The organism is Sedimentitalea sp., assembly GCF_039973035.1.
Taxonomy (GTDB): Bacteria; Pseudomonadota; Alphaproteobacteria; order Rhodobacterales; family Rhodobacteraceae; genus Sedimentitalea.
Genome location: NZ_JBDWLR010000093.1, coordinates 58,795 through 82,578, shown reverse-complemented (window position 1 = coordinate 82,578; position 23,784 = coordinate 58,795). Strand labels below are relative to the sequence as shown.

The window sequence follows — 23,784 nt, the reverse complement described above, 5'->3', positions numbered from 1 at the left end:
CCACCAACAACACAGGCGGCCGTGTCTATGAGCATGACCCAGACTGTTCCCGATCCAACCACGGGCGTTGACGAGATTCTCGATGTCACCGGGCTGAAGAAGCACTTTGGTGGCGTGCGCGCCCTGGATGGGGTCAGCTTTTCCTTGCGGCGCGGAGAAATCCATGCGCTCGTCGGTGAGAACGGCGCGGGAAAATCGACGCTGATCAAGATCTTGTCGGGGGTTTTCCCCTTTGACGCCGGGCAAATCATGCTGAACGGGGAGTCATATCAACCGGCCCATCCTCACGATGCCAAGGCCCACGGGCTTCAAGTCGTGCATCAAGAATTCAACCTACTCAACCATCTGAGCGTTGCCGAAAATATTTCGATCGAAGCGATGCCACGCACGCGTCTTGGCCTGTTGGACCGGGCGGAAATGAACTGCCGCGCCCGCGCGGCCTTGGATGCCATCGGGCTGCGCGATGTCGACGTCCGCGCGCCTGTCAGCGCGCTTGGAATCGCGCATCGGCAATTGATCGAGATTGCCCGCGCGCTGCAATCGGAAAGCGCGATCCTCATTCTTGACGAACCAACCGCAACACTGACCGAACGCGAAACCAGTCGTCTGTTCGAAATCGTCAATGGCATTCGGAATCGCGGTGTGACGGTGGTGTTTGTCACCCATCACCTCGACGAGGTATTTGCGATTTGCGACCGCGTCACGGTCTTTCGCAGCGGTCAGACCATTGTCACCAAGAATATACCCGAGACAACGCCGCAGAAGGTCGTCCATCACATGGTTGGGCGCGAGCTTGAGGTGCAAATGGGTACCGCAAGCATCGCTCACGAATTCGGTGAGGTTGCCCTTTCGCTGAAATCCCTGCGTGTGCAGGCCGACCCGCATGAAGTGGGGGTGAGTTTGGACCTACGCTATGGCGAAATTCTGGGTATTGCCGGTTTGGTCGGCGCAGGTCGTAGCGAACTGTTGCGCGGAATTTTTGGAGCGGACCCCGTCTTATCCGGGGGGCTCGAACGCGACGGCGTTCCGGTACGGTTCAAGGGTCCAGCAGACGCCATAGCGTCGGGCATCGCCTTCGTCACCGAAGATCGCAAGGACGAGGGACTTATCCTCGACATGCCGATCGCTGCCAACATCTCGCTCGCCAGTATGGATGCGGTGTCGACCCGCGGGCTGTTGCAGTTTGGGCGCGAACGCAGGCAAGCGGAGGAGGGCGGCCGGAAGCTGCGCCTCAAATGCGGTGCGGTCACCGACAATGCGTCCAGCCTGTCGGGGGGGAACCAACAAAAGGTGGTCTTGGCCAAATGGCTGGCCCGGTCGCCGCGCGTTCTGATCCTCGATGAACCCACACGTGGTGTCGATGTAGGTGCCAAAGCCGAGATCTATGCCATCCTGCGCGACCTTGCCGCAAAAGGAACCGCTCTCTTGATCGTTTCGTCCGAAATGCCTGAACTCACCGCCTTGTCTGATCGCATTCTGGTGATGGCGAACCACCGCATAGCGGGCACCCTCGACCGGGGTGAATTCTCAGAAGAGAAAATTCTAAGGCTGGCTTATGGGCAAGCGACCCCAACTGACAACACTACTCACAAAGGATCAATCTGATGGCCATCCAAACCGATGATCCAACCGGTGCCAATCCGCGCATCTTTACGCTGCGCGCGTTGGTCAACAACGCCGGTATCGGGCTGGCGTTGCTGGCTCTGATTGCGTTTTTCTCACTCTCTACAGAGTTTTTTCTGACGCCCAACAACATCACCAACATTCTGACTCAGATCACGATCAACCTGATTTTGGCTGTCGGAATGACCTTTGTGATCCTGATCGGAGGTATCGACCTGTCGGTGGGATCAGTAATGGCATTCGCCGCCGTCGTCGCGGGCAAGGCCATCACGATTCCGGGCATGGGCGATACCGAACTGATCCTGCTGGCCTGCGTCGCCGGGCTGGCGACCGGGTTGATCTGTGGCCTTATGAATGGTGTCATCAGCGCGTATTGGGGCTTGCCATCGTTCATCATTACTTTGGGAATGCTGAACATTGCGCGGGGCGCTGCGCTTCAGGTTTCCGAAGCCAAGACGATCTATTCCTTTCCCTTCGCCTTTGAGGAGTTCGGTTCGGCGCTGATCTGGGGGATCCCGGTGGTGTTTTTGGTCGCGCTGGTCATCACGTTGATCGCTTGGTTCGTATTGAACAGAACAGTTTTCGGCCGCCTGCTCTATGGCATCGGCAACAACGAAGAAGCGGTCCGCCTCGCCGGGCACCCAGTGTTTTGGTACAAGGTTGCGGCGTTTACGATCAGCGGCCTTGCGGCAGGCATTGCGGCGATCATCTATATGGCGAGACTCAATATTTCCAGTCCGATCGCGGGTATCGGTTTTGAGCTGAACGCGATCGCCGCCGTCATCATCGGCGGGACAAGTCTCGCGGGAGGGCGCGGATCGGTGATCGGAACGCTCTTAGGGGCGTTCATCATCGGGGTCTTGGCCAACGGCCTGATCCTGATGGGGCTGAGTGATTTCATGCGCCAGATGATCACCGGCGTTGTCATCATCATCGCAGTTATCCTCGATTATTATCGCGCAAAGTACTCTGCATCATGAAGCGTACGCCGTTGTTAAATCGCCACCTGAGCGCGTTGATCGCGACGCTTGGCCATGGGGACCGGATCGTTCTCGCCGATGCAGGACTGCCCATGCCTCCCGGCGTTCCGGTCATTGATCTTGCCGTTGTCGCCGGTCTCCCCACTCTGTTGGATGTCCTGAACGCGATCAAAGGCGAATTGATGATCGAGGCTGCGACACGCGCTACCGAAGCGTCGCCAGACCTGTCAAATTCCATTGACACGGCGCTTGCAACTTGGGCCAAAGATCAAGGGCGCGAGATCGACAGACGCGCAACTGGCCACGAAGATTTCAAAGTTGAAACCGGGGCCGCCCGCGCGATTATCCGTACCGGCGAGGTTACGCCCTATGCCAATCTCATCCTCGTTAGCGGAGTTGCGTTTTGAGCATCGTGGTCGTTGGCAGCATCAATATGGACGTAACATTGTATCTGGATCGCTGGCCGGAAGTGGGCGAGACCATAAGCGCTGTCAGCAGCGCCATTTCGCTGGGCGGGAAGGGCGCCAATCAGGCGATCGCTTCGGCACGGCTTGGTGCACGGGTTTCAATGTTGGGCGCGCTTGGTGACGACGCCTTTGGTGCCCAGGCCGCTGAAGAACTCCTTGATGCGGGCATCGCATTGCAGACCGAGTGCTTTCCAGACACGCCCACGGGCATCGCCTGCATCGATGTGGGTCCCGATGGGCGCAACATGATCCGGCTCTTGCCCGGAGCAAATGCCGAATTGACGGGCCAAATAGTGCAAAGCCAGGCGAGCTTGTTTGGCGATTGCAAAGTGCTCCTGCTTCAGAACGAGATTCCGCTTCGCGCGTCGCTTGCCGCCGCAGAGGCCGCGCGGCAGGCGGGCGCTGTTGTCATCATGGATCCTGCTCCGGTGCCCGATCCCCCTTGGGGGACCGATACCTATGCGGCCTTTGACATCATCACGCCCAACCTGCAGGAGGCGCAGGGTCTGCTTGGAAAGGGTTCGAATTCCAGCGCTGAGCCCGAAACGGCTGCCGTTTCTCTTGCCCGCCTTTGCGCACGCGGCGCTGTTGTGACGATGGGGGACCAAGGCGTAGTCTGGTGTATAGACGGGCAGGTTGGCCGCATTCCTGCACCGTCTGTGGATGCGATCGATACTGTTGCCGCAGGTGATTGCTTCAACGGCGCGCTTGCCGTAGCACTCGCGCGCGGTGGGCCGGTTGCTGATGTGATCTCTTTTGCGGTGACAGCCGGTGCGCTCGCAACCACTCGACGCGGAGCGTCGGCGTCTTTGCCAACATTGGACCAAGTGACGGCGTTCCAAACGAGCCTGACGTCGCCCTAGGGCTGCTGAGCGGCGTATCAATTGGAGTAGAGAATGGCCACGATCCGGGATGTTGCACAATCTGCTGGTGTGTCTGTCGGAACGGTTTCAAAGGTTCTGAGCGGCGATCCAACCGTCAAGAAAGTTTTGCGCGACCGGGTCATGACCGCGATAGACCAGTTGGGCTACCGCCCCAATCTTGCTGCACGCGCGCTTCGCACAAACCGGGTCGACGTGATCGGATTGGTGGTGCCAGACATCACCAACCCCTTCTTTGCGCAACTTGCCAAGGCCATTGAGACCGAGGCGGCCAGTCGGGGCCACACAGTCATGCTGGCCAATTCCCACGATTGTCCGGACACCGAGAGACGGCAATTATTGGCGCTTCTGGATCGTTCCCCCCGTGGCATCGTGATCTGTTCTGCGTCGGATGAGGGTGCTCCTACCTATAGAAGCGACATACCAATTCTATCAATCGACCGTCGGCTGGATCACTACCCCCTGATCTCCACTGACCATGCCGATGGCGCGGCTCAAATCGCGGATCATCTTTTTGAACTTGGGCACCGGCACATTGCCTATATCGCAGGCCCCCAGAACACGATGGCAGGACGCGCACGACTCACTGGCTTTCAAGGTCGGATCAAAAACCTTGCCCGACAGGACCAGAAACTGCGGTTGCAGACCCACCAAGGTCAATTCGATTACCAGTCCGGCGAAGACATCGCGCGGCAAATCTTTTCCGGTCGCGCCGACACATGGCCTACTGCGATTGCAACAGCCAGCGACCAACTGGCCATCGGTGTCCTGCGTGTCGCGCGCGACTTGGGCATTTCGGTACCTGACGACCTCTCTGTTGCGGGTTTTGACGATATCGAACTGGCATCACTTGTTGTGCCCCGCCTTACGACACTCCGCCAACCTGTCACCAAGCTGGCCGAGACCGCAATTGCAGCGCTTTTCGGTTCGGCTGAAAACATGAGTGATCTGCTGCTGCCCGGTTCGCTGGTGGTGCGAAGCTCGACCGCGGCCGCCCCAATTCGACGATAGCGGACAACTGGTCTTGGATTGCCAGGCTTCTGGAGCATTGCTGAGTGTAGTGCCGCAAAGTTTCGTATTTGAGTTGCGTTGCCTGTCACGTCGAGCGCGCCCTCCGGCTTACAATATGAATTGCCTGCTCTTGATGTGCGACTGGTGTTGTTTGATCGCGTTTCCTAGAACGGAACATTTCATCAGTATCCTAGAGCATACCTCTCGGCGAATGCTCTGCGACAGAACCAATGTTTCTCAGGAAATATCGGCGTGGGCATGTCGTTGGGTTGATCAGTTTGAATCATGATAGCGTATATACAAACAGTCTTGACTGTTTGTTATTGGGGATTATCGTAATCTCATCTTATTGGCGAGGAATGACGGGATGACTATTCAAGACGACTATCAAAACCGTAGCTATGGCGAGATCCCGGTGGGCACAGGTGCCAAGCCGGGGGTCGTGGTCGTGGATTTTCAAAAGGGTTTTACCGAAGAGAAGTATCCGCTAGGTGGCGCCCCCTTGGTCATGCGGGCATTGGCGAATACCGAAAAGTTGTTGAAGGTCGCGCGGGCCTACGGTGTGCCGGTGGCAAGCTGCAATACAGCCTACATGAACGAACGCGAGATGCCCTATTGGAAGATCACAGCAGTGCGCGAGACGTTTCGTCACGACCATCCAAGCGCCGCGTTAGACCCGCGAATTCATGATCCTGAGTATGATCTGGTGGTTTGCAAAAAGGGCCCGTCTATATTCTTCAACACGCCCGTTTCTGATTATTTTGCAAAAGAGCGCGTTGATACGGTGATCGTGACTGGCTGCAACACCAGCGGATGTATTCGGGCCACATCCATTGATTCCTTCAGTCACCGGTACCGCACGCTGGTACCCGAAGACTGCGTTGGCGACATTGAGGAGCAGCCTCACCACGACAATCTGCGTGACATTGGGCGGCGCTATGTTGATGTCGTCGATCTTGACTACACCCTCGCTTATCTCGAACGCTGGGCCAAGACCCGCGACGACGGGCTGAAGATGGCCGCCGCCTCTTAGATCCCGCCCCACCCACCACGCACCTACAGAAAGAGACTTGATGTCCCTGAAGCTCCTGAAGAATGCCCGGATCGTTGACGGAACCGCGACCGAACCAACCGAGCCAATGAGCATCGTTATCGAAAACGGAAAGTTCAGCGACGTTGGTCCGAATGTCACTGCCGATACCGATGACGCTATCGACTTGAAGGGCCTGACCGTATTGCCGGGCCTGATCGACTGCCACGTGCATGTCATCGCGACAACTGCCAACCTTGGCCTGAATGCGTCACTTCCGTCATCGCTCGTAGCCGCGCGCAGCAGCCTCTTGATGCGGAGTATGGTGATGCGCGGCTTTACCACGGTGCGCGATCTGGGCGGTGCCGACCGAGGGTTGCAACAGGCGGTTGACGAAGGTGCCTTTGTCGGACCGCGACTTGTGATCTGCGGCAAGGCGCTATCACAGACCGGTGGCCACACAGACTATCGCGGCCCTTATGACAACAAGTCTGCTGCCTGGTATGACCAGAGCCTGGGTGCCATGGGCCGCATCTGTGATGGCGTTCCAGGGGTTCAACGTGCTGTGCGTGAAGAAATCAAGAATGGGGCGCAGTTCGTGAAGGCGATGGCTGACGGGGGTATCTCGTCGCCGTCCGATCCGGTTGGTTATCTGGTGTTCTCGGTCGACGAACTGAAAGCCATGGTTGAAATCGCGAAAGGCTTCGGGACCTATGCCACGGGTCACCTGTACACTGACGAGGCGATCGTGCGTGCGCTGGATTGCGGGTTTGAGTGCATCGAGCACGGCAATTTGATCGCTGATGACACCATTGCGCGCATCGCAAAAGATGGCATCCCGGTGGTTCCCACCAACATCACATATGACCTTCTCGCCCGGAAAGGCGCAGAATTTGGGCTGCCGCCTGAATCGGTGGCCAAGGTTTCCGATGTGCGTGAAGCGGGACTGGAACGTCTCGACAAAATGCATGAGGCCGGGGTTCTCATGGGATATGGTTCTGATCTTCTTGGTGGAATGCAGACCGAACAATCGGGAGAGTTTCCCCTGCGCGGTCGCTATATACCTTCCGATGCGGTGATCCGGTCAGCGACGGTGGACGCGGCCAAGGTGCTGCGAATGGAGGGGCAAATTGGAACAATTGCGCCCGGAGCCTTTGCCGATGTTGTTGCAGTCGATGGCAACCCACTGGAAAACCTCGACCTGCTGACAGGTCAAGGGGCGCACATGCCGCTGATTATGAAAGACGGCATAGCGATCAAAAAGGCAGCCTCGCTCTGATGGCCACACTAACTGAATATTCCGCGCTGAGTTTTGACGTTTACGGCACGCTCATTGACTGGGAAAGAGGGATGCTCACCGGGCTGCGTCCACTGACAGATCGTTTGGACATCGAGATGTCCGATGATGCCGTTTTAGAGATGCACGCACGAAACGAGAGCGCCGCTCAGGCGCAGACGCCGGCACGGCCCTATGCCGACCTTCTGGCAACTGTCTATCGCCGCTGCGCAGAGGAGCTGCGACTGGGCGTCGATTGGGACGAATGCGAGCGGTATGGTGCCAGCGTACCTGACTGGCCGGCGTTTCCAGACAGCGCCGATGCGCTCGCCTATCTGAAACAACACTATCGGATGATCGTTCTGTCCAACGTCGACAATCGCAGCTTTGCCGGCGCAGCCGCAAAACTGGGGATCGCATGGGATGGCGTGTTCACCGCCGAGGACATAGGAAGTTACAAGCCCGCACAGCGCAATTTTGATTATCTTCTGACACAGATAAAGCGGATGGGGATCGCCAAAGCCCAACTTCTCCACACTGCCGAAAGTATGTTCCATGATCATGTGCCCGCCCGGGCCAACGGTCTGGACAACGCTTGGATTTTCCGACGTCATGCCAAGACAGGATTTGGAGCCACAATGGACCCCGGTCAACTGGCCGAGACGCGTTTTCGCTTCAACTCCATTCGGGAAATGGCCGAGGCGCACGAGAACGACCATAACTAAGAAACGACCCGCCCACGCATAGAACGGGGGCGTTCTGCAACATTTAACCAACGGGAAACAACAATGAAACGATTGCTGACTTATACCGCGCTGGCCGGCCTCATCGCCGGAGCCGCTTCGGCGCAGACAGATTTTATCGCCAACAGCTTTTACGACGGTGCCGTGCCGATGTCAGGCGAGGGCTATATCCGCTGGGCGGAACTGGTCAAGGAGCTGTCGGACGGCGATCTCGTCCCCGAAGTCTTTACCGGCACTGTTCTGTTGGCGCCTCGCGCCTCACTTCAGGGCATTCAGGACAACGTAGTGCAAGTCGCGCACCACGCAGCTGTTTATACGCCGTCGGACCTGCCGGTGTCGAACGCTGTGCAGGAATTGGGCTTTGCCTATTCTGATCCGATGGCCGCGATCTTTGCCGTCACCGACTTTTCAATGAACAATGAAACCCAGCTGGAAGAGTGGAAAGACAAGGGGGTCGTCTATCTCGGGGCCTATGCGACGCCGGGATATGTTCTGATGTGTTCCAGCCCGGTGCGCAACCTCGAAGAGATGAAGGGTAAACGCATTCGTACCGCCGGTTCTGCCGTCTCGGTCTGGGTCGAAGAGGCCGGAGGCATCCCTGTCAACGTTCCGTCGAGCGAGATGTATACCGGTCTTGAGCGTGGCACCCTTGACTGCGCGACAAACGCGGCAAGTGATCTGGTGGACCGTTCGTTGCTTGAAGTGGCCGAACACACCACGCTGTTGTCGACCGGCATGTATTATTCCGGACCTCAATGGGGCTTTAACCCGGGGTTCTGGGAAACCCTGACACCTGCACAACGCGAAGTTCTGATGGAAGCCTCGGCCCGGTCCATGGCCCGCATGGTCATTGCCTACAATGAAAAGGTCGATGCAGGACTTGAGGCGTCAAAGGCTGCGGGCGGCAACGTCTATGAACCAGAGCAAGACCTTGTCGACCATGTGACCGAGTTCCGTGACCGGACGACCGAAGCTGCCGCGGATAAGGCCGGCACCGACTATGGTGTGGCCGAGCCTCAGGCGTTGATCGACGATTTCGTGGCAACGATGACAAAGTGGCAAGACCTTCTCGCTGAAGTCGACACCACCGACGAAGACGCGTTGACAGCGCTTGCCATGCAGGAAATCTTCAACAAGATCGACGCAAGCAGCTACGGCGTGAACTGATCCCTATCGGGGCTCGCGCCTGACGCGGGCCCCTTTGCTTCCGAGCAGTTCCGGTACCGACAGGACGCTTGTAATTCCCATTCCGAACGCGGAGGTTCGCGATGCAACTGGTCCTCGGAATCATCCGTTGGCTGAACATTGGCACCATCACCGCAGCCTGCTTGGTGATATTGTTGATGATGATGCATATAACGCTGGACGTCGGCGTGCGGTATTTCTTCAATGGGCAGATCGTAGGCACGCTGGAATGGGTGTCGTTCTATTACATGGTGGCACTGGTGTTTCTTGCGCTCGGCTATGTTGAATACAAGAACGAGAATATCCGTGTCGACCTGTTTGCCCAAATGATGCCGAAGTCGGTTCAGTTGGGGCTCTATGTCTTTGCCTGTATTCTCGGGCTGATCTTTTTCGGGATGCTTTTCTGGCAATCCCTGCTTGACGCCATCCGCGCCACACAGCGCGCCGAAGAAGCGATGAGCAACTTTCGCTTTTTGATCTGGCCCGCCCGCTGGGCCCTGCCCATTGGTTTTGCAGGTGCGCTTTTGGCAGTTTTGGCCAATCTTCTGCGCGCTGTCAGCCGCCGCCAAGCGCTTTGATGCACCGCGTCCCCCCTTCCTCGGAGTCCCCGGCATGAGCAATCTCGAAATCGGCATCGCAGGTGTCTTCGTCGCCCTGGCGTTGATCGCGGTCCGTGTCCCGATCGGGCTGGCGCTCGGCCTCGTGTCGATCGCGGGCATCGGCATCATGTTCAACGGGACTGTGGCTTGGGGGATGATCTCGGCTACTCCGTTTGACTATGTCGGCCAATGGGAGCTGTCCGCCGCACCGATGTTCCTGTTGATGGGCTTCATCTGTTCTTCGACTGATATGACTCGGGGCCTCTTCTTATCCCTACGACTCTACCTCGCACGACTGCCCGGCGGTTTGGCGATCACGTCCGTCGGCGCCTGCGCGTTCTTTGCCGCGGCCTCTGGGTCGTCCGTTGCCACGGCATCAGCGATGTCGCGGATGGCGGTTCCCGAGATGCTCGACAACGGCTATGATCGCGGGCTGGCCACGGGGACAATTGCCGCCTCTGGTACGCTGGGATCACTGATACCGCCTTCGGTCTTGCTGATCCTCTACGGCGTCTATGCACAGGTGTCGGTCGGGCAATTGTTCATGGCCGGATTTATCCCGGGGCTGCTGTCGGCAATGATCTACATGGCGATGATCATGATCCGCGTGAAAGTGAACCCGTCTCTGGCTGGCACCGTTCAAATCGACCCGACACCCGAAGAGCGGCGAGAGGCCTTTCGCGACGTCTGGCCTCTTCCTACGCTGATCCTTGTCGTTTTGGGTGGCATTTTCTCCGGCGTATTTTCTCCGACCGAAGCGGGTGCGCTAGGGGCCTTTGCGGCGTTGCTGATCGCCATCGTGCGGCGCAAACTGACCCGTGCGGCATTGATTGAAGCTGTTTCTCAGGCGGTGGTTTCGACGGCGTCGATCTTTATCATTCTGATCGGCTCGCTATTCTTTACTCGTTTTCTGGCGTTGTCGGGGTTTCCGCGTGCCTTTGCAGATGCGATCCTGTCGGTCAGTACTGAAACCTGGTGGATCCTGTTCGCTGTGTCGGTGATCTTTCTAGTGCTTGGAATGCTAATCGACAGCATCGGGCTGCTTCTGCTGACGCTGCCGATCCTCGTGCCGCTGGTGAACGAGGCCGGGATCAATCCGGTCTGGTTTGGGATCATCGTGATCAAGCTTCTGGAGATCGGACTTATCACGCCGCCAATCGGGTTGAATGTTTACATGATCAACGGGGCTCTAAACAATCGCGTCACCCTGCCTGAAATCTTCAAAGGGATCACTTGGTTTCTGGCGATGGATCTGCTGACGCTGATTATCCTCATCTTGTTCCCGATCCTGACACTTTGGCTGCCATCACTCGCATATTGAGTGGTAAGGTGTGATCGATCTGGGAGGACGAATGAAAAAACCATCGGCTGAGTCGACGCGCAAGGACAAACCGGCGCAAGCCCGCAGTATCGTGATGCGCGAGAAGCTGGTCGAAAGCACGCTCGACGTGATCTACGATCTTGGCTACAGGTCTGCGTCGACGCCGGAATTCGTACGGCGTGCCGGTGTGTCGCGAGGGGCGCTGCTCCACCACTTTCCCACCCGATCCGACATCATCGTCGCCGCGATGGAGCGCCTTTTAAGGGATGGCACCCGCGAGATCCGGGACGTCGCCAAAAAGGTAGCGAGCCAAGAAGTCAGCCTTGAGGATTTCGTCGAATTCCTCTGGGAAATGTTCTCTGGGAAGTTCTTCTATATATCATTGGAATTCATCACCGAGGCCCGGACTGATGCCGAGTTGCGGACCCGGATGATTCCTGTCGTCCAAGACTTCCACGCAGCATTGAACAGCATCTGGGATGAATTCGAAAAACAAGCCGAAGGTATGCCCCACGCAACTCGAGTCGCGCTGAATCTGACCGTCTGTCTGATGCGTGGCATGGGAGTTCAGACCGTTCTGAAGGACGATCCGGCCTACTTCCGTTCGATGCTGGAGGCCTGGAAAGCAATCTTGCCCCAACTGATGCAAGAACAGCAGAATGCCAATAACTCTACGACCCGCGTTTCGCAGAACTGAACTACGTTTTGAGCTGACCTCATGGCCGTCACTGGGATCGGGTAGTGTGGCAAACTTTCAGAGTGCAGCTGCAACTGGCTCCAGCCTCGTCCAATAGGCATACTTTCGGAAACCAGTATCAGGATGGAAAGTCCTGATCAGTTTCAAAGGGGCAAAGCAACCGAAATTCACGATCCTGTATGCCGTCTGTTTCTACGTTCGCATTGCTTCGACCTAGTACTTGCCAATGCAGCATGACGCGCGAATGGCCGGGACCGTGGTCCGGCCACGGCTTTAAACGCTGGTTTCACTTGTGACAGAACGGCGGATATCGGCGCTGTCCCGGCCCGGCGGCGCACCGAACATTCGGCGATACTCGCGGCTAAAATGAGAGGGGCTTTCGTATCCAATGGAAAATCCAACTTGCGCGACGTCCGATCCTTCGCAGAGCAATAGCCGACGGGCTTCCTGTAAGCGCAGCTGCTTTTGAAATTGCACCGGGGTCATCGCCGTCGCAGCCTTGAAATGACGGTGAAACGTGGCCGGACTCATTCCGGCCAGCGCCGCGAGATGTGCGATATTCGCCGTCTCGGTAAAGTTGTCGCGAACCCAGGCGATCGAGCGCCCGATGCGGGCCATGCGGCTATCGGCCAGACCGATTTGACGCAGCATTGTTCCTTGGGAACCATTCAGAAGATGCCAGATAATTTCCCGCCGTATCATTGGAGCCAGGATCGGAATATCTTGTGGCCGTTCGGCCAATGCCAGAAGGCGTTCGAGCGGATCGACAATTATATCGGGCAAAGGATGGACACCCAGGGCATCGACCTTTGGCGCCGCGCGCGCAGTATCTCCAGCCATTTCCAATAACAACTCGGCAATAACCGCCGGATCGATATTGAGCCCAAAGGCGACATACGGAGTTTCACGAGATGCCGCCACGATTTCTGCGCGGATCGGGACATCGAGTGACGCGATCAGGCACTTTCCTGCGTCGTAGCGATAGGCGCGATCTCCGAGACGGCTGATCTTGGCACCCTGCAGAACAACGATGAGTGAGGGTTGGTAGACACCATGAAACGGCCCCGTCGGAACTTCTGTGACGGCGAAGAACAGACCAGGCAGTGGGGTTTCGCGGCCGTGTTCATGCCAAAGCGCCAATGCGCGCATCTTGAGAGCGTTGAGCGAACAATTATCCATGACCGCTTTGTAGCCAATTCCCCAAGCCTTGCCATCAGCAAGTCGGCCGGTATGAGAGGATTGGGCAGGATTTCGCGAGGATCGGCGTGGTCGATACAGGCGGATCACGCCTAGATTGACATCATGCCACCGTTACTCGGATCGGCATTATGTCAAAGGATACAATCATGCGTTACCGTCGTCTTGGCCATAGCGGTCTCTTCGTTTCCGAACTCTGTCTTGGCACCATGACCTTCGGTGGGTCAGATGGCATGTGGGGCCAGATCGGGCAACTTCAGCAAGAGGAGGCGGATGGCTTGGTTCGAACCGCGCTCGACGCGGGCATTAACTTCATAGACACTGCCAACGTCTACGCAAATGGGCGTAGCGAGGCGATCCTTGGTCAGTCATTACGAAATCTCGGCGTCGCTCGCGAGGATGTGGTGATCGCAACCAAAGTGATGGGACCTATGGGAGAAGGACCCAACGCCCGGGGTGCCTCGCGTGGACATATCATGGATCAGGCCAAGGCGAGTCTCGCGCGGCTCCAACTCGACCACATCGACCTTTACCAGATCCACGGCTTTGACCCGGCGACGCCCATGATCGAAACATTGGAAGCGCTTGATACGCTGGTTCGGCAGGGGCTTGTCCGCTATGTGGGCCTGTCCAACTGGGCAGCATGGCAAATTGTCAAAGCAGTGGGGATTGCCGAGGCAAGGAGGCTGATGCCGATTGTTTCGCTTCAGGCCCACTATACTCTGGCAGGCCGTGATCTTGAGCGTGAGATCGTCCCGATGCTGCAATCGGAAGATATCGGGCTGATGGTATGGAGCCCACTCGCCGGTGGTTTCCTATCTGGTAAGTATGATCGTGACGGAAAAACGGCGGAGGGTCGGCGTGTCGACTTTGATTTCCCGCCGATCAACAAAGACCGCGCTTATGAAGCAATAGAAGTGATGCGCAGTATTGCCGCGACAAAGGGATGCTCCACAGCCCAGGTGGCGCTGGCGTGGCTGCTGCACCAGAAGGCTGTGACCAGTGTGATCGTGGGCGCGAAGCGGAGCGATCAGTTAACGGACAATATTGGCGCGACGCAGGTGTCTTTGGCGCCAGAGGAACTCGATGCGCTCGACAAGGTGACCAAGCTGCCAGCGGAATACCCGGGCTGGATGCTGGAACGGCAAGGCGGATATCGCGCGCATATGATAGAGTAGACACGTATACATATCTCCGCGAAGGGATCATCTGCCCCTCAAATAAAGTTTCGTCGCGCAGGAAAGACCTGCGCGACGATTGCTGGATAAACAGATCGCGGCGAACTGTAAGGGGCGATCACGCCGAATAAGCGTCTAGCCACGTGTCCGTCACCTATCAAAAGGTTCCCTGTCCGCTTCGGTCGATCGGGCAACGGTGCGGGGGCAACTATGCATGAGCATCTCCCTTTGAAGTGGTTCGTGCCCATAGTTGGGAAACGGTATTCATAGGCACATCATCCTGACAATCTGGGGTGCGTCGCATTCCCGAAAATGTGTTCTAGGAGATCGGTACCAAGGCCAGCATCGGCACTCGCAAGGGCCGTTTCCAAGGCGGGTTGCGGAAGCGAAAGCATGCCGTCTGGCGCGACACGCACGGCTAGGCAGCTGGAAGCCGTAACTTTGCGACACGTCCTTCAGCAACGCAATCGATCGCTCGAAACCCTGAGTATGTCGAATTGCCGGTCGAACACCGACACGCAAAGTCAGCGAGTTTACTGTCAGTCAAATCATCGCGACGCCGGAGACGTTCATTGTATGATGACCAATTCGCGACAAGGTAGCGTGCTCTGGGAAACTTATCGCGGCCCGATGATCCGTGCAAAAAACTCGTGAGTTGTGACGCCAAAAGACAGCCGTTGCACACTTATTGTCCCAATTTGGGACAAGAGTTTAACCCCACTATCCTTTTGGGTCATTCATTACCCCTCTGCGGTTTTCACTTTGTTCGATCCGTCTGACAGAACTCGGTCATCGAATGATCGGCGGTCCTGAGCTGAGGCACACAAGCCTACCTGACTGCGAAATAGTAAACCCGCGCCATAGTGTGCCTCTTGAGAACGGATTAGCCAATGCCTGCGATTGTAAACCAGCCTTTCAACGCCATTTTGGGTACCTCGCTTAACAACGATATCGTAGATGGCTTTGCCACCGAAAATGGCGATACGCTTGAACTGAATGCAGACGTTGTAGACAAGGCGAACGGTCTCGAAGGTGACGATCTGATCGCAACCGGTCTGGGCAATGACCTTGCTGCGGGCGACATGGTTGGCGATGAGTGGGCACTGGAGAATGGTCGCTGGGTTTACAACGCGGCTGCCATCGTTGTGAGCACCTACGGCCATGAGTTTTCCTTTGACGATGTAATTGAAACGGGCGCTGGCGATGATGTTCTGCTGGGCAACCGAGGCAACGACCGCCTCTATGCCGGTCTTGGCAACGATATCCTGAACGGCGGTTTCGGTGCAGACGATCTCTTTGGTGGTGAAGGCGACGACGTCTTGAACCTTGAAGAGGGCAATGACTATGCCGAGGGCGGCTTTGGCGCCGATATCGTGAACGGCGGCGCAGGCGATGATGTCATCTATGGTGACAACAACGGCCTGAATGTCCTGGTGGATGCCGGGAGCGCAACAACATTCAATGATCTTGCCCAAGGGAGTGCATGGACCTTCTCAGACGATTTGGAGCAGGAGACCATTTCGCAATCCGCTGCGACTCTGGCCGGTGAGACCTACAAGATCTCATTTGACCTGGCGGCGAACCTGTCCGGCGGTTATTCGGCCGCGATGGTCGAAGTGCTTTGGAACGACGAAGTCGTAGAGACCGTGCAAACCAATTCCGGGGCCTACACCACATTCGAAGTTGATGTCGTCTGCACCGGCGAGGCAGGCAATCTAAGCTTTCGCGCTGTAGAGCCCGTAGACGCGATCGAATACGACTATTCCGGTGAGATCGTTTCTTATGAGAAGACCATGACGATCGCTGGCGCGGACGTCACCGTGAGTGCATACGCCCCGGGCCAGTCCAAGCTCTATCAGGTGATCGATGGTCAGTTGCATGTCTTTGACACGGTCGCCAACACCTACACCGCGATCGGCGATGCCCCGAGCTTCAACATCAACGCTTTGGGCTTCAACATCGAAGACGACCTGATCTACGGCGTTGCGAAATCCAACGGTACGGATTCGCTGGGCAACCCGGTCAGCACATCCGACATCGTGATGGTTGATTCGGAGGGGGCCACCTATCGGATCGGTGAAGGCTTTTACGGCGACTACGTCGGCGACTTTGACGACAGCGGCAACCTCTGGACGTTTCACTCTTCGCTGGACCGCATCAGCGTGGTCGATGTCGACAACAGGGATCAGGACGGCAACCCACAAATCACCTACCACAAGTTTCCTGCGGGCATGTTCACCGACCGGACATTCGATCTTGCCTATGATGCCGCGACCACCTCGTTTTACGCCGTGGTTGCTCCGACAACCTATGGCGGGAATGGCAGGGTTGTCCGCATCGATGTCAGCGACGTTGAAAACGGTGGCCAGCCGACCTTTTCCGAAATCACAGTGACTGGCACATTGCTAGACGGCGAGATGCAGAACGGCATGACCAAAGGCGCCTATGGCGCGGTGTTCTTTGATGGTGACGGCAACCTTTACTACGGTTTGAACCGCGGTGACGCAGACATGGACGCCTCCACCGGCAACACCGGCGCGATCTTCCGCATCAACGCGGATTGGGACAAGGGCACCGCCTATTCCGAATTCATGTCCGAAGCTCCAGCGACCGGCTCCAACGACGGTGCGGTCGACCCACGCTCTTCGGATGCGTTTATCGAGGTTGATGCCGATGCGGCCGTTCTTCTGCGTGATCCGGTCCTGTCGCTTGTCGCTGGTGGTGACGACACCCTGCGCGGTGGCGATGGCAACGATCTGATCTATGGGAATGAAGGCAATGACGATATCAACGGCGGTTCCGGCAACGATGAACTCTATGGCGACGCCGGGGCCGACAATATCCTCGCATCCATAGGCGACGATTTCCTGTTCGGCGGCGAAGGCAACGACAGCCTGCTGGGTGAAGCCGGATCGGACGTTATGGAAGGCAACGCAGGCGACGACTACATGAACGGTGGAACGGATGACGACGTGCTGGATGGTGGCGCGGGCAACGACAAGCTGGTTGGTGGTTCGGGTTCTGACGTTCTGGAGGGCGGCGCTGGTGACGACCACATCTGGGGTGGGAACTGGTCCGCCGACGGTTCGGAAGACGTGTTTGTCTTCGCAGCCGGCTCGGGCAGGGACTTTGTTCATGATTTCGAAGCAGAACATGATGTCCTGGACCTCTCGGCCTATGACACCGATGTGGAAAGCGTACGAGCCGCCAGCACCGATCAGGGCTGGGCAACAATCATCGAGTTGTCCGAATTGGACGGCGGTCTTGCGGGCGATCAGCTGATCCTCAAATCGGTCGCTCTCGACGATTTGAGCCAGGACAGCTTTATCTGTTAATGAGGACGGTGCTGCACGGGCGTGGCAGGGCTTGATCGGCCCGCGATTTGCCAAGAACTGTCCACGCCCGATGTTGCTTTAGGTCAACGCGTCGTGCCGCCAAGAGGTCGAGAAGTAGTGACTTACATCAGCTCCTGCGTCTTGTTCAGGCGCTGTTTGTAAACCAAGACCAACGTCATGCAAATCGTGATCGGAATATCCGAATATCGCCACTCATTGCCGACAATTTTATGGCAAGGCGTAGTTCAGAATTTGAGCACCACCGTGCGGAATCTGACAGTCAAACCACCTCGTCGCAAACTTGTGTATGGGGAAGCGTCGAATTTAAATGGTGTGAGAAAGGTCCATACCGCTGGCAATTGCTTTGTCTTCAGCCCAGCCCAGTTTACCATTATCGGTTCCAGATACGCCCACACCCGAAAACATCTTTAGACCTTGATCAAGTAAGGGCGCTTTGCGTTCTTTCCCACGCTTCTCTCAGGTCGATACACCCTTCGTTTACACTTGGCGCATCCCCGGCCTTGGCTGCGTTCTCGACCTCCAGAAGTGCAGCGTGAAATTCTTGGGTGCCCAGCATAGCGGCACTCCCTGCGATGGCGTGAGTGCGTTGACCTATCTCATCAAGCGGCAGGGCAGAAGGATCAGACAGCCAATCCAGCAAAGACTGGGCCTCATTACCAAACCACACGAGCAATTCGTTGACCGCCTCCGCACCCAGATCCTTTCGCAGATCGTCGATGTAGGACATGTCTATGGGCGAACCTTCCGCGATTGGGTCGGGGTCTTCGGGTGCGATATCGCTCGGTAACTGGCCCACTTGCTCGGAGATGATCCGCAACATCGTGTCACGCGACAACGGTTTGATCAGAACGTCATTCATACCGTCTTGAATAAAGGCTTTCTGTTCACTCTCCATGGCATTCGCAGTCAGCGCTACAATCGGCGTGTTGCTCGATTTTCCTGCGCTGGCGCGGATTGCCCGTGTTGCTGTGCGACCGTCCATCACCGGCATGCTGATATCCATGAGGATCAAATCATAGCGTGTCTCTTGGGCCATCTCGACCGCCCTCCGACCATCATGGGCCTCGTCCATCTTATGGCCACCTGCGGTTAGCATTTCGCGCGCGACAAAGCGGTTGATCGCATTGTCTTCGACCAGCAGTATCCGTGCGCCTGTTACGATCTCGACTTGCGGGGATTCGACCTCTTCGATCTCCTCGGGGGGTTCAACGGCCTGCACGGGCAGGCGAATGATGAACCGGCTGCCTTTGTCTTGCTCGCTGTCCACGTGGATCTCGCCCTTCATCGCGTCGACGAACCGTTTGGCGATCCCCAGACCCAGGCCAGTGCCACCAACCGCCCTGTCATAAGAGCTGTCACCAGTGGTGAAATCTTCGAATATGCGCGACCGAAGATCCTCATCCATTCCGATACCGGTGTCGACGACATAGATCTGAAGCTCTGACAACTCGGGCGAATTGTCAGTCAATTTCGCTGTCACGGTGACCGATCCATCATGGGTGAACTTGACCGCGTTGCCAATGATGTTCATCAGAACATGTTGTAGTCTGTCCGCATCCGAAACGATCCACTCCTGCGGCGTGCCCTCCCAGTTCCAACTCAGTTCAGTGCCGTTTGCTGCCGCGCCTCCTTGATTGTCGACGATATCCTGCAGAAGCTTGGACAAGTTCATGGTTTTCATGTGCAATTGCAGCTTGCCAGCATCGTATTTGGTGATGTCCAGTACGTCCGTTACATGGCGAAGCAGCAGTTCACTGGACGTGTTCATGTTCTGGACATAGAGTTTCTGCCGCTCTTTCAGCGGTGTATCCCCAAGCAGGGTCAGATTGCCGAGCAAACCGTTCAGCGGGGTGCGTATTTCGTGGCTCATGGTTGCGAGGAAATCGGTCTTGGCCCGCTCGTTGGCTAACGCTTGATCGCGGGCTGAAACCAGCTCGTTTTCCGCTTCAACCAGATTTGTGATATCGCGCAAAAACGATACGAACAGCTGACCGTTGCGGGTTTCTGCTGTCTGGACCGCGAATTCCAGAGGAAAGATCTCGCCATTCGCGCGCTTGCCTTCCAGCCTGATCCGCCCTTTGCCCACGACTCGTTTCTCACCCTTGTCCCGCATGCGTTTCATACCGGCCACATGCGCTTCACGGTATTTGTCAGGAATGATCAGCTGCTCAAGGCTGCGGCCAATGGCAAATTTGGCCTTGTATCCAAAGATCTGTTCTGCGGCCGAATTGAACTCCAGCACCTGACCATAGGTGTCGCTAACGATTACCGCATCCAGCGCCGTGTCGATGACAACTTCCATGCGCTGCGAGGCCTCTTTGACCTGCCTGCGTCTGCGCACATTGGCACGATTGAGAGAGCCGAGATTGAGCGCAAGAAAGATCAGGGTCAGCATCAGCACCCCGACGGCCGCACCGAGATGCACAAGCGTCTGTGAAACGGTTTCTCTCTGCTGATCCGCCCATTCTGCGAAATACTTGAGACCACGCGTTGACATTGCCCGCACCAGAACCGGCAGTTCACCGACGTCGGCTTCGAGCCCGGGCAGGGCCCACCTCAGCGATGTATCTGACCCGTCCATCAGCGGAATCGTTTCGTCAAGAAGGGCCCGTACCAACGCGAGATTCTGCGCCAGTTCCTCGTCTTGACGCAGCCTTTCATAGATCGAAGCGGTCTTGATAGTGTTGATGCGGCTGTAGAAGATATCGAAGGCACGCCGAAGGTCGTCCAAGTCCGTTTCGGGCTGGTCCAGGCTCTTGCTAACGGCCTGCTGATACCGCAGCGCCTCAACCTCGGCCTGCGACAGGCTCCATTGTACGTTGTCCGACTGAGCAGCATCCAGAAGGTTCAGATCGCGGACGACATTCAAGGATAGATAGATCGACACCCCCATACCCAGAACCACCAAAGAGACCATCGCCAGATACTGAATGCGGAGGGGCAGGCGTTTGAACAGCAATCTCTAAACTCCGGTATGTTCGGGCCAACGGTACCCGATGAACAGTCAGGGTCTAGCGGCTTTCGATCCGATCCAGCTGCCAGATGCTGCGAGAATAGATCACCTCGGTCTGATAGTCCGAACTTTTATCATAGGGATAGATGATCCACAGCGGACCCTTTTCGCGAACTGACATTTCCTTGCCGTCCAACCGATAGGCTACGATTGGTCCCCCCTCGGCCGCGTCGCTGAACGGAATTTCGACCGTATAGTCGTTGATTGCGCTGGCAAAGAGCGTCTCGCCTTCCAATCCCAGTTGTTCGACCAAGGCCGCCAGTTCGACACCTTCGAACACATGTGTGCCTTCGGTCCAAATCGTTGCTGTCTCAAATTGCGTGACAGGCAGCTGCTCCAACAGTTCCATATCAAACTGCGCGGTCGCGTCGACATTCGTATGCTCCACGTTTCCCGATACCGTCAGGAGCACTTCACCTGTCGGAGCCGCAAGTTCTTCGGCCCAGGCTGCCGCAGTAAATGCGACGGCAAACAATGAAGCGGCAATATTGATATTCCGCATGGAAAAACCTCGCTATGAAATGATGCACCGTTTTTGCACGTTTCTGCACTTGCATCCATGACGACGACGGATATGGACCTATCCGTTTGGATAGGCCCACTCCCGATCGTGCGCTCAGAGTGAAGAGTGTTGAGGGATGAGCGCCCGGTCGTATTCAGTAAGCGCCTCGTCCCGAAAGAACCGCGCGAAAGGTCGAGAGGATCAACGCTACATCCATGCTCAGGTTACGGTTCCTCGCATATTCGATATCCATGTCGATCATTCTATCGAACGAAACCTCAGCCCGCCCCGAGACTTGCCAGAGACCCGTGATGCCGGGGTTTACGGCCAGACGTCCGAAAGCATGCGGAGGATAGGCGGCAACTTCTGAAGGCAGGGCGGGGCGCGGACCGACAATCGACATATCTCCATGCAACACGTTCAGGATTTGCGGCAGCTCATCGATGGAAAACCGGCGAATGAACCGCCCGACGCGGGTGATGCGTGGGTCGTTGCGGGACTTAAAGCAGATGCCGTCACGGTCCGATGTTTCCAAAAGCGCAGCGCGGCGTTCTTCGGCGTCGATATGCATCGAGCGGAACTTGTACAGCGTGAACTGGCTGCCATCGCGACCGACGCGCGTCTGTCTGAACAAGGCAGGCCCTCGACTGTCGAGCTTGACCGCCAGAACAGTCAGCAACAGCAGCGGAAAAAGCAGAATGATAGCGACATAGGATAGGGCAAGGTCCAACGCCCGCTGTTGCGGGGCTGCGAGCGGCTGTTCCGTTGCGTCGTCAGCAAGATCGAGGCCAAGCATCAAGCAGAACGCTGTTTTCACACGCGGTTCGATTGCCGGAGCAGTCAGTGCGAATTCAGCTTCAATTTCTGTGCGCATCATGGTGTCGATCCCGTTTGAAGGTGGCTTGGCCAATAGGTGATCGATTGCCGTTTTCATCGCAACGTGGCGAACGAACAGGAGGCGGGGACGTTGGTCTTGTCGTCCTCTCCGGAGGAAAACATAATCCATCCGGGCGCGGGCGGACCTATCCGAAAGGGGTAGGTTCTTCGTCGATTGGGAGCGGGTTTTTGATGCAATCTCCGCGTGAACTGGCTACGTATGATTAAGTAAAAGGGTTGCCGAACATGAAAATACTGATTGCGGATGACCACGATCTGCTGCGTGACACGTTGGTTCTGTTCCTGGAGGGGCAGGGTGGCTTTGAAACTGCGACTGCGGCTGACTTTGATGCCGCCTGCGCAAGTATCCGCAGTGACGGGCCTTTTGACTTGGTGCTACTCGATCTCAACATGCCGGGCATGAATGGATTGTCGGGGCTGTCCCGCGCACTGGAGTTCGACGGCGGGCAGCGTGTTGCCCTGATGTCAGGCGAAGCGACCAAGGAAATCGCGCAGAAGGCGCTCGACGCTGGGGCCGCCGGTTTTGTACCCAAGACGCTGCCTGCAAAGTCGATGGTCAACGCGGTAAAGTTCATGGCAATGGGTGAACAATACGCACCGCTCGATTTCATGACCGCCGACGAAACCGGACCAGCGCATCCACTGGCGGACAAGCTGTCAGAACGCGAGCTTCAGATGCTTAAAGGTCTGACAGAAGGCAAGTCGAACAAGGAAATCGCCCGTGACTTTGACATCAGCGAACCGACAGTCAAGCTGCACATGAAGACTCTCTATCGCAAGATCGACGCCTCAAATCGTACGCAGGCCGCGATGATTGCCCGCGAGGCGGGTCTTTTCTGAGGGTTCTTTCCAAATGAGTCAGCGAATACGCCGACTGCTATCTGCGCACCGGGGTCTAACAAGTCGCCGGGCGGTGATGCTCTGAGATACGCAGTAGCCCTTAAGATCAGGGTTTCCGCTTTGTTTCTGTCGTCTTCGGCCCGATTGTGAAATGGCCGTTTGCATTTAATGGCGAACAGGTCGGGCCCGTCGATGATCTAAAGAGCCGAACGTGAGATCGACATTTGCAGTCGCTCCGCTTGCAAGCATCTTCAGCCAATTCCGGGTATGGATTGGGGCAAATGGATAGTTCCCCTTGAGTTCATAGGGTATGTTGAACACACTGAGTTGGAACTACGGGCGAATGGCAGCCGGCCTAAAACGACAACCACAATGCCGGACTGATCTTGAGACCAGCCAACTGCGATAGATCTGCCCCGACCGATAAAAGAGAAAGTGACACCCCATGAAAGGCACGATTTTTGTAGAACTCGTCAACATGGCCGAGGACGCATTTGGTGAGGACGTCGTTGATCAGGTGCTGGATAAGGCGGATCTGGAGAATGGGGGGGCGTTCACCGCAGTCGGAAACTATCCCTGTTCCGAATTGGTCAAGATTGTAGTCGCTTTTAGCGATCACTCGGGTATTAGCCCGGAGGCACTCCAGCGCATGTTCGGGCACTGGATGCTGAAACACTTTGTTGAACATTATTCAGAGTTCTTTAGCGGAAAAGACGACAGCTTTTCCCTGTTGGAAGCGGTGGATGGTGAAATTCATGTCGAAGTCAAAAAGCTCTATCCGGAAGCAGAACTGCCAGTGTTCGCCACGGACCGGGTCGAAGGGGATCGGTTGAAATTGACCTATTCATCGCCCCGGCCACTCGTCGAATTCTGCCACGGTATGATCGAAGCATCTTTGGAACGCTATAATCAAACCGCCAAGATTGACCGTTGTCCTGTTGCACATCAACCGAACGCGACGACTTTTGATATCCAGTTAGAGAAGTAA

20 protein-coding genes are annotated in these 23,784 nt (G+C 56.5%); 16 read left to right on the top strand and 4 right to left on the bottom strand.

Annotation, left to right across the window (positions count from 1 at the left end; genetic code table 11):
* Window positions 1-27 precede the first annotated feature (27 nt).
* The 12 genes from ABJO75_RS24920 to ABJO75_RS24865 all read left to right on the top strand — a co-directional run bounded on the left by ABJO75_RS24920 (window position 28) and on the right by ABJO75_RS24865 (window position 11,813).
* Window positions 28-1,605: a sugar ABC transporter ATP-binding protein gene (locus tag ABJO75_RS24920; protein WP_348129233.1), complete on the top strand. Its 1,578-nt coding sequence runs from the start codon at window positions 28-30 to the stop codon at window positions 1,603-1,605.
* Window positions 1,605-2,603 (top strand): ABC transporter permease, encoded by a 999-nt coding sequence (locus ABJO75_RS24915; RefSeq protein WP_348129229.1) that lies wholly within the window; start codon window positions 1,605-1,607, stop codon window positions 2,601-2,603. The genes ABJO75_RS24920 and ABJO75_RS24915 overlap by 1 nt, the downstream gene beginning before the upstream one ends.
* Window positions 2,600-3,010 carry a D-ribose pyranase gene (rbsD, locus tag ABJO75_RS24910; protein ID WP_348129226.1) on the top strand — a complete coding sequence of 137 codons (411 nt, stop codon included), beginning with the start codon at window positions 2,600-2,602 and terminating at the stop codon, window positions 3,008-3,010. The genes ABJO75_RS24915 and rbsD overlap by 4 nt, the downstream gene beginning before the upstream one ends.
* 5 nt (window positions 3,011-3,015) lie before the next feature.
* Window positions 3,016-3,933 (top strand): ribokinase, encoded by a 918-nt coding sequence (locus tag ABJO75_RS24905; protein WP_348129280.1) that lies wholly within the window; start codon window positions 3,016-3,018, stop codon window positions 3,931-3,933.
* A 33-nt stretch (window positions 3,934-3,966) separates the two neighbouring features.
* A complete protein-coding gene (locus ABJO75_RS24900; RefSeq protein ID WP_348129223.1) occupies window positions 3,967-4,962 on the top strand; it encodes a LacI family DNA-binding transcriptional regulator in 996 nt (331 codons plus the stop codon).
* Window positions 4,963-5,329: 367 nt separating this feature from the next.
* The gene (locus tag ABJO75_RS24895; RefSeq protein WP_348129220.1) at window positions 5,330-5,995 is read left to right on the top strand and encodes an isochorismatase family protein; all 666 of its coding nucleotides are present in this window, start codon (window positions 5,330-5,332) and stop codon (window positions 5,993-5,995) included.
* Between the two features lie 40 nt (window positions 5,996-6,035).
* Window positions 6,036-7,271, top strand: coding sequence for an amidohydrolase family protein (locus ABJO75_RS24890; RefSeq protein ID WP_348129217.1), 1,236 nt, complete (start codon window positions 6,036-6,038; stop codon window positions 7,269-7,271).
* Complete coding sequence (locus ABJO75_RS24885; protein WP_348129214.1) at window positions 7,271-7,993, top strand: haloacid dehalogenase type II; 723 nt, start codon at window positions 7,271-7,273, stop codon at window positions 7,991-7,993. Before ABJO75_RS24890 ends, ABJO75_RS24885 begins: the two co-directional genes overlap by 1 nt.
* 63 nt (window positions 7,994-8,056) lie before the next feature.
* On the top strand, window positions 8,057-9,178 hold the full coding sequence (locus ABJO75_RS24880; RefSeq protein ID WP_348129211.1) for a C4-dicarboxylate TRAP transporter substrate-binding protein: 1,122 nt from the start codon (window positions 8,057-8,059) through the stop codon (window positions 9,176-9,178).
* Between the two features lie 101 nt (window positions 9,179-9,279).
* Window positions 9,280-9,774, top strand: a complete 495-nt coding sequence (locus ABJO75_RS24875; protein WP_348129208.1) for a TRAP transporter small permease — start codon at window positions 9,280-9,282, stop codon at window positions 9,772-9,774.
* Window positions 9,775-9,808: 34 nt separating this feature from the next.
* A complete protein-coding gene (locus ABJO75_RS24870; RefSeq protein WP_348129205.1) occupies window positions 9,809-11,116 on the top strand; it encodes a TRAP transporter large permease in 1,308 nt (435 codons plus the stop codon).
* 31 nt (window positions 11,117-11,147) lie between these two features.
* On the top strand, window positions 11,148-11,813 hold the full coding sequence (locus ABJO75_RS24865) for a TetR/AcrR family transcriptional regulator (protein ID WP_348129202.1): 666 nt from the start codon (window positions 11,148-11,150) through the stop codon (window positions 11,811-11,813).
* Window positions 11,814-12,086: 273 nt separating this feature from the next.
* Here ABJO75_RS24865 and ABJO75_RS24860 read toward each other — a convergent pair whose 3' ends face one another.
* On the bottom strand, window positions 12,087-12,992 hold the full coding sequence (locus tag ABJO75_RS24860) for an AraC family transcriptional regulator (protein WP_348129199.1): 906 nt from the start codon (window positions 12,990-12,992) through the stop codon (window positions 12,087-12,089).
* A 167-nt stretch (window positions 12,993-13,159) separates the two neighbouring features.
* Here ABJO75_RS24860 and ABJO75_RS24855 point away from each other — a divergent pair, with 167 nt between their 5' ends.
* A complete protein-coding gene (locus ABJO75_RS24855; RefSeq protein ID WP_348129196.1) occupies window positions 13,160-14,188 on the top strand; it encodes an aldo/keto reductase in 1,029 nt (342 codons plus the stop codon).
* Window positions 14,189-15,078: 890 nt separating this feature from the next.
* Complete coding sequence (locus tag ABJO75_RS24850) at window positions 15,079-17,523, top strand: calcium-binding protein (RefSeq protein ID WP_348129193.1); 2,445 nt, start codon at window positions 15,079-15,081, stop codon at window positions 17,521-17,523.
* Window positions 17,524-17,962: 439 nt separating this feature from the next.
* On the opposite strand, the gene ABJO75_RS24845 is transcribed toward ABJO75_RS24850, so the two are convergent.
* The 3 genes from ABJO75_RS24845 to ABJO75_RS24835 all read right to left on the bottom strand — a co-directional run bounded on the left by ABJO75_RS24845 (window position 17,963) and on the right by ABJO75_RS24835 (window position 21,936).
* A complete protein-coding gene (locus tag ABJO75_RS24845; RefSeq protein ID WP_348129190.1) occupies window positions 17,963-20,503 on the bottom strand; it encodes an ATP-binding protein in 2,541 nt (846 codons plus the stop codon).
* 52 nt (window positions 20,504-20,555) lie between these two features.
* Window positions 20,556-21,059 carry a molybdopterin-dependent oxidoreductase gene (locus ABJO75_RS24840; RefSeq protein WP_348129187.1) on the bottom strand — a complete coding sequence of 168 codons (504 nt, stop codon included), beginning with the start codon at window positions 21,057-21,059 and terminating at the stop codon, window positions 20,556-20,558.
* 154 nt (window positions 21,060-21,213) lie between these two features.
* Entirely contained in the window at window positions 21,214-21,936 is a 723-nt protein-coding gene (locus tag ABJO75_RS24835) for a sugar transferase (RefSeq protein ID WP_348129184.1), read from the bottom strand.
* A 245-nt stretch (window positions 21,937-22,181) separates the two neighbouring features.
* Here ABJO75_RS24835 and ABJO75_RS24830 point away from each other — a divergent pair, with 245 nt between their 5' ends.
* A complete protein-coding gene (locus ABJO75_RS24830) occupies window positions 22,182-22,796 on the top strand; it encodes a response regulator transcription factor (RefSeq protein ID WP_348129181.1) in 615 nt (204 codons plus the stop codon).
* Window positions 22,797-23,241: 445 nt separating this feature from the next.
* Complete coding sequence (locus ABJO75_RS24825; protein WP_348129178.1) at window positions 23,242-23,784, top strand: heme NO-binding domain-containing protein; 543 nt, start codon at window positions 23,242-23,244, stop codon at window positions 23,782-23,784.